The sequence below is a fragment of the Mycobacterium sp. E2462 genome (assembly GCF_001672685.1).
Classification (GTDB): domain Bacteria; phylum Actinomycetota; class Actinomycetes; order Mycobacteriales; family Mycobacteriaceae; genus Mycobacterium.
The window spans coordinates 1-6,953 of sequence record NZ_LZKC01000160.1; the positions used below are offsets into that span (position 1 = coordinate 1).

Sequence of the window (6,953 nt, forward strand, 5' to 3'; positions counted from 1 at the left end):
CCGGGCCCGGCGACCTCGGCGGCGGCGACGCCGTCGGCCTGCGCCACCGCTTCGGCGAGCCAGCCGGCCAGCTCGCGCGGGTTGGCGCCGACCTTCTTGCCCACCTGCAGCGCCAGGTTGCTGGCGTAATCACCGTGCTCGGGGTTGCGTGGGCGCTCCACGGTCACAACCGGCGGCAGCGCGGAAGCGTCCAGCCCACGCTCGGCGAGCACCGCGGCGGCGGTGTTCCTGAGCAGCTCGGCGAGGTCGGCGGGGGTCACGAGCGTCCATCCTATTGGCTGAGGTGCCGCCGCCCCGAATCCATTGCGGTGACAGGCCCGGCCGCCGGATGCGTTAGTCTGTCTAGGCCCACAGGCGCATCAGGTTCTCGCATGCGCCCCCGTAGCTCAGGGGATAGAGCGTCTGCCTCCGGAGCAGAAGGCCGCAGGTTCGAATCCTGCCGGGGGCACCACTTTGACCAGGGCAAACGCCCGTTTCCGAGTCCCTCATGCATTATCCGTGCATTGTTGCTGGCCCAGATAAAAGCAGTCGGTTATGCAATCCAAGATTGCTCACCTGTGCAGCGGAGCAGAACCGGTAGGCTGCCCCGACCTCACCTACACGGTTGCCGCAAGCCTCTGCAATTGGTCAGCGAAGCTAAGCAACATCTCGCGCGACATCAGCAAGGCGAGTGTCTCGGGTTGTTCCTTCCCCCGCTGCCGAACGCTGAATGACACGTGAAAGCCTGCCTCGTGGGCCGCACTGAACTCCTGCGTCCCACCGAGCGCGTAGGGCGTCGCTGCGGTTGGAGCTTCCAAAACGACGTGCTCGTTCAGTTGACGCAGGGACATCCCCACAAACAGCTCCCGGGTTTCCCAGTCGGAGCCAGTGAGAAGCGACCACTCGGCGTTGGGCGCGGAGAGCTCGTCGCGATGCACCCCGCAGACGATCACGTCAGTGAGAAATTCGGGATCACCTCGCCGCTGGCTCAATGTGAGGGCTGGCTCAAACCCGTCACTTTCACACCCGTGAACCAAACATTTCGCCACGTCGGCAACCGTACTGCGTTTCCCAGGGCTTAGGCCACCGCCAATCACGTCAACCACTACTTCGGCGTCGGTTCGGCGACCTACGATTCGCACTGTGCAACAACGGCGTGAGTTATACGGCGAGCGCAAGCGGCGCCAGGCCCAGGAGGAGGCACTTGCTGCCGGAATGGTGCAATGGTCGGACGAGCTCGACCGCGACGCCCGAATCAAGCTCAGCAAGACGTGGGAGGACATCACCCATCACCGCGCTTTCCGCTACGCAGTGGATCAACTTGAGGCATATATTCAAGACCGGATGCTCGACTCAGCCGCCGCCTCGGTCAACCCGCGCCAGATGGAGCCACCAGACGGTCGCGTCCCGGTTATCGGTGCCACCAACGATCAGTTGCTCTCGCTGATCGAAGCTGAGCACGAGTCGTTGCAATGGCTCGCCGAAAATCCGCACCAGTTTGGTCTGGCGCCATACCCCGGTGCGAGTCCGGAGTGGCTGGCGATCATCAGGGACGCCCCTGAGAGATTTCGCCGCAGGGTCAATGCGATTCTCGAATCGCACCTTGTTGCGCTGTCGCTGCACCAGAACAGTGAGTTGGTGCCCGTGCAATCGCAGGAGATGCACGACGAGGTTGTGGAGCCGACGACGCGGCTGCTGCACAGCCAGCCCCACTTCTCGCAGGTGGAAATCCGGTATCAAGACGCGCTGCGCGAGTTGCGCGCTGGCTATCCCGACGACGCAATCACCGACGCCGCCGCCGCGTTGGAGGACATGCTCCTCGCGCTGGGCTGCACCGGCAACAGCTTGACCGAACTTTTGAAGTGCGCCAAGCAAACTGGGCTGCTCCGCGCTTCCGATGCCAAGTTCACCAGCGTTCTCAGTCAGACCATCGAGTGGGTGAAAGACGTGCGCAACGCGGGCGAAGCACACGGCGGTGACACGAATTACTCCATGAGCGACGCATGGATGCTGGTCCATATATTGGGGGCCTTGACTATTCGGCTGACCGAGACCGGCGCCGGACAAGGCCAATCAGGAGGAGATCCCAGGTAATGGCAGATTTGCATAGCGAATTCATGGCCGCGCGGGCATACGCCGAGGCGCTGCACGACCAGGCAATGCTGTTGGGCTACAACGTGGGCGTCAACTTCGGCATGGAACTGGGCAAGGAAGGGTCCGCGGTCTCGTTCTGGGTCCGCCGCGTCGATCAGCCATCGGGTACCGAACGGACATTCGCGACCACCGCCGAGGTGGACGAATATCTTGCCCATGTGGCCACCTTCCGGCGCTATTCCCTTGAGCTGGAAAACAATCCGCGAATCACGGTTAGTTCGGACAGCGACGGCACGGCAACATGGATTACCGACACGCGAACAGGCGAGCGTTTCGGTATCAGGACCGCCGATTTGGAGAACCTGACCCAGCTATCCGTGCATGCCGAAACGCCGCCGACCATTGGCAATTGGTCGTAACGTGACTGAGGAATATTCCTCACTGACACATAGGAACAGGCCCCCAACACTGCCGAATATGTTGGGGGCCTGCCGCTTTGGTGCTATCTGCCGTAGCTGCTGCCAGACGGGCGGGCCACCTGGCTAGCGTCGGGTGCCTGCTCTAGCCGTACCACCTGCTCGCCGCGCTGCGTCTTTTCGATCTGCACGGCGTGGACTCTCGGTGTCTTGTTCATCTGCGTTGTCCTCCTGCTCTTTCGGCTCCGATTCGGTGACCCACCCAGCGCGAATCCACTTGTGCGCCAATGGGCCAGGCACTTCCAGCTCGGTACCGCCTGGGTAACGCTCACCCTCATGGACGACCTGAATACCCTGTGCCACTGTGACTTTCACGATCTCTGCGGCGTGTAGCCGGTTGCCGTCCTCGATGTCTCGGGCCAGCTGCTCGCTTACCTCAGTCATCTGTTCTGTCCTCCTTAGCTGGTGGGTAGGCCGGAAATGGACAGCACCGCAGCGGGCCGCTCGACGGCCAGCTCTAGACGCTCCTCACTGACCCATCGCTGGATATTCCTTACGAAGTCGTCCTCGCTGGTGCCCGTGCGTAGCGTAATCGCCTCGCGGACAACAACAAAACCAAACTTGCGGGTATCGAGCAGCAACCCATCACCAGCCGTGATCTGCGTCGTCGGCAAAACCTCCACACCCCACAACGAATTAGCCTCGTCCGCTGTCGGATCGGGCGTGACCAGGTATCGGCCATAGCTGTCTTTGGTGCGCCGCATGGCAGACCAGGTGAGCGGGTGAACCACGAACAGGTCAGCCTCGGCCAGCGCTGGCCCGCTACGCAAAGCGGCTATCGACTCCTCCACATCGTCCAATGTGTTGGTGGTGCCGTTGGCCACGGTGTGCGAGAGGATTCCAGAGGTACCCAAGAACCCATGCAGATGCCCGGTGGTGCCCGGTCCCGCGATCAGCTCGGCATTCTCGACGTTGACCACCTGGCGCACAATCTCGCCCAGCGCGTACTGGGTGAAGTTCCCCCAGTCGCTAATCGTCTCCCAACTGAGCCCCACGTTCGCCGCGATTTTCTGCGGGGTGGCCACTTCCGGTTCGGTGATGAATTGGAGCTCCGGTTTGGCCGCACCCTCAGCGACGATGGCCGGTGTGCCAGTGGTGCTCTGGTGAATCAAATACTCCAGCGACGGGGCCTCGATGGTTTCCACCGGCAGCCGGTCCAACAGCCGGTGCTCATATTGCGGTCCAACAATGGTGGGCTGCAACTGCGCGGGCAGGAACGAGTCCACGCTGTTGAAGGCCTTCGTTTTCAGCCTGTAAGACTGGCGGTGCGTGACCGCCTCGTGCATGGCCCGCAGCTCGGACTCATCGAACCCCAGCGGCACCGCCTGCGCACCCTTGAGCCTCATACCGGGTTGCGGGATGGCGAACCGCCCGTCTGGGTTGCCGTTCTCGTTGCGGCCACTGCCCGCCCCGGCACCGCCGCGCAAAGCTGCCGGAATGTTGCTCGTGGCAAACGCTTTGAGGGTTTCGTTGACCTCGCTGTGTTCGCGTTGCAGCCGCGCCATTTTGGCCGTTAATTCGGCCACCGTGATTTCACCGTTTTCGCACTGCCTGACCGCCTTCTGGGCCTCGTCGGCAATGGCGATGGCTTTCGCCCTGAGATTCATTTTCGTGCTCCTTGAAAAGCATTGCGCCAGGCCCGATTTAGCGGCCGGCGAGAGTGAATGACGAACTCCGCGAACCATTGTCGCGGGTGAGCTATGCAGGTCAGCGCGTTTCGGTGGTCAGCCCATGCGACGTGTCAAAACGTTGACACGTCTTCGGGAGTGTCCAGTCTTGGACACAACCCTTGCGGGGTGCCTGGCGGTGCCTGTTGTTGTCCTGACTGTGCGGCTCCGAATGCAATTGGTCAGCCGGTTGTGTGCCGGGTGCCGGTTCGGATGCGGCAAGCCATTGGTGGCGATGTTAGCGCACTAGTCGAGCTAGCCAAGGGATTACACCGGAGCGAAGCGTTTCGGCTGCCAGCGTTGCGCTCAGGACCAGGAATCGCTACCTGGTGTGAATGCCTATCGCTGCCATGTTGATGAAATGCCGCAGCTCGGGATCGGCAGCCACCATGGCCCGCACTTCCGGCGAGTCAATCGGCAGCTCGGTATCGTCGCGCTCCGCTTCGGGCAGACCATCGCCGTCGTGTCGCAGCGACTCAATCAGGTTGGGTGTTGGCGCATCCGGCACGCTGTGATGTGCGGGCAGCGGCTCAAGCAATTCGGTCACCGCAGCGAGGTCCCGGTAGAAGTGCCCCACGATTCCGGCATCATCGTGTGCCCTGGTGCCAACCTCACCGAGAGGCACTGTCGCGTCGGCTGCCGGTGGCCTCTGCCCGCCCATAGCCACCACGTATTTCATCACCAGCGTGGTAACGGTTCGCGCCAGACTGCGCAATGCGCATCCCAATTCCGAACTGTCAGTGCGGTTCTCGACAGCGCGGGCCAGGCGGCGCAGCGCGTGCGCCTCAGCCGGAATACATTGCACGCCTTTGTCATTGACCACGATAGCCATAGCGCCGGTAACGAACATCTCGGTTAGCTGCCCAAACGGCATGTCGTACAGGTATTGATAACTCGTGGTCATTTCGGAGGTCTCCTCGATTTCGTCTGCTCTTTCACCAGCGCGAGCCTGGCACTACTGCCCTTACGCTTACCACTTCCGTTGCCGTGCAAAGCCTCCAAAGCCTGCACCAACTGCTTAGCCGTCTGCACATGCCTGCCCGCCATGCTCGGGTTATCCAGCACGCGGGCCAAGCTGCGGGCCATCGGGGCTCGGAAATTCGTTACGGTGCCGTGTATTTCGCACTCGTTAATCACGGCCCGCTCAACCTCGCCCGGTCCCGCCGTCCTGAGCTGGGTCACATTATTTTTGGTGGTGCCGCTGGCACGGTAGCGGGCATTGCGTGCCGACTCAGCCTCTTTGCAGGTATCGCAGCGGCAGCCCTGCCGATAGCCGCTGGTGCCGTGACTTGCGACGGCAATGCGCCTGCGCCTCTTGACCATTGCGCCAGTCTGTCACGAAACACCGGGGAAAGCCACGAGCCACACGGTGAAATAGCAGCGGTCCCAAACGGTTTGCGCGGCAACAGGTTCCAGCAAACGTTAGCTAACTGGCTTGTGTTAGCTGATTTGTTTGCTGCGACGTAGCCGGAAAAGTGTTCCCAGATATGCTCCACTGCCACCGGGCGACCCTCCGAGATGGTCAGCCAGTCTCAACCCCTCTACCTGCGGTTATAGGTTATCAATGTTCCACGCCTTCCGGTTCCACGCTGGCTCGTGGGTATCCGCAGGTCAGATGCTATTCGCGGGAGGTTGCTGGATAGGTCGATACGGTGCCGATAGTTACCGCTAGCAAATACCTGTGAGCTGTTCAGGGCACGTTACTCTGTTGTCCTACAACCTGTTTCGGCGCCAGGCAGATCATTCCATCCGTGAGACGACCATCCGAGAGCGGACCATCCGAGAGCGGACCATCCCTTGAGTGACCATCCAGAAACGGACCATCCTGTGAGTGACCGTCCCGATGGTTCCCGACTGGGGAGTAATTCCCCACCCACGCTCAGCTTCGCTGAATGCCTGTCCGGTGCAATGACCCTCGCAGCGCGGTGTTTGTCCGGCCCCGTGGCTCTCAGGCCGACTTACGGCACTCGTGACGCTTGGCCCTGGGTGTCGGTCGCACCCTGCCTTGCATATCCACGACTCGGCCAGCCATCACACCGGGTGGTCGGCGCGCTTGGGGCAGGCTGGCCAGGTAATCGCTGCAAGCGTCCAGCACCGGGCATTGGTTGCACATGCGTAGCGCGCTGGCCTGGTATCTGCGCCGTTTCACCGGATCGGCTGGACGGTCGAATATGCCGCTGAGCCCCCGGCATTTCGCGCCTGGCAGTCTGGGGATATGACCGAGCAGGGTTGAAAGGTCGTCCGCTGTGAACATGCGCGCATTCTGCGCTTCGGCAGACCACTCGGGTAGGACCTGGGGAGTTTCAGCGTGTCAGGCCAGTTGGCAGTCCCGGTGCGTTCTACATGAAAGTTGTTTGCTGCCTACTCGATACCTGTGGTCTGCTCTCGCGCGCACGCGCGTGTGAAGTAAAAATAAAACTGAACTATTTGAACTATTTGCAGCTCACACGCTGTTTTCGGGGTGAGCTGATTAGATTCCAATTAGCTCAAACGGCTCACTAATCAGCTCACCCCGAAAATGGCCTCTGACCTGCAATTGGTTCAAACAGCTCAATTAGCTCACTTTTGCCTTAGTGCGAAAGGGTAATCCGGCAGCGCCCAAGCGGTCTGATGGGGTTTGCCAGCCTCGTAATCAGGTGTCGAAATCACCTTGACGCCAAGCCGTTTCGCCGCGCGTTTGATCGATGATTCGGAGATATCAGCCTGCTCTTTGGCGTCGCGTTTGACTCGTGCGCTG

The 6,953-nt window shown here is 61.2% G+C and carries 6 protein-coding genes, 1 tRNA gene and 1 pseudogene; 3 read left to right on the forward strand and 5 right to left on the reverse strand.

All coding sequences use genetic code 11. The annotated features are described in order from the left end of the window. A pseudogene (locus A5714_RS07390) lies at positions 1–260 on the reverse strand (arginine--tRNA ligase); the annotation flags it as partial. A 115-nt stretch (positions 261–375) separates the two neighbouring features. Between A5714_RS07390 and A5714_RS07395 the strand changes: the two are divergent. Beyond that, positions 376–451: transfer RNA gene (locus tag A5714_RS07395), tRNA-Arg, on the forward strand. A 145-nt stretch (positions 452–596) separates the two neighbouring features. On the opposite strand, the gene A5714_RS07400 is transcribed toward A5714_RS07395, so the two are convergent. Beyond that, positions 597–1,028 (reverse strand): hypothetical protein, encoded by a 432-nt coding sequence (locus A5714_RS07400; RefSeq protein ID WP_156747211.1) that lies wholly within the window; start codon positions 1,026–1,028, stop codon positions 597–599. 94 nt (positions 1,029–1,122) lie between these two features. Here A5714_RS07400 and A5714_RS07405 point away from each other — a divergent pair, with 94 nt between their 5' ends. Beyond that, the gene (locus A5714_RS07405) at positions 1,123–2,073 is read left to right on the forward strand and encodes a hypothetical protein (protein WP_156747212.1); all 951 of its coding nucleotides are present in this window, start codon (positions 1,123–1,125) and stop codon (positions 2,071–2,073) included. Then, positions 2,073–2,492: a hypothetical protein gene (locus A5714_RS07410; RefSeq protein ID WP_156747213.1), complete on the forward strand. Its 420-nt coding sequence runs from the start codon at positions 2,073–2,075 to the stop codon at positions 2,490–2,492. Before A5714_RS07405 ends, A5714_RS07410 begins: the two co-directional genes overlap by 1 nt. Before the next feature lie 455 nt (positions 2,493–2,947). Here the strand turns inward: A5714_RS07410 and A5714_RS07420 are convergent, their stop codons facing one another. The 3 genes from A5714_RS07420 to A5714_RS25955 all read right to left on the reverse strand — a co-directional run bounded on the left by A5714_RS07420 (position 2,948) and on the right by A5714_RS25955 (position 5,539). Then, on the reverse strand, positions 2,948–4,156 hold the full coding sequence (locus A5714_RS07420; protein WP_068284290.1) for a phage major capsid protein: 1,209 nt from the start codon (positions 4,154–4,156) through the stop codon (positions 2,948–2,950). Positions 4,157–4,538: 382 nt separating this feature from the next. Further along, entirely contained in the window at positions 4,539–5,120 is a 582-nt protein-coding gene (locus A5714_RS07425; protein WP_068284293.1) for a hypothetical protein, read from the reverse strand. Then, complete coding sequence (locus tag A5714_RS25955; RefSeq protein ID WP_156747214.1) at positions 5,117–5,539, reverse strand: hypothetical protein; 423 nt, start codon at positions 5,537–5,539, stop codon at positions 5,117–5,119. The genes A5714_RS07425 and A5714_RS25955 overlap by 4 nt, the downstream gene beginning before the upstream one ends. Positions 5,540–6,953 lie beyond the last annotated feature (1,414 nt).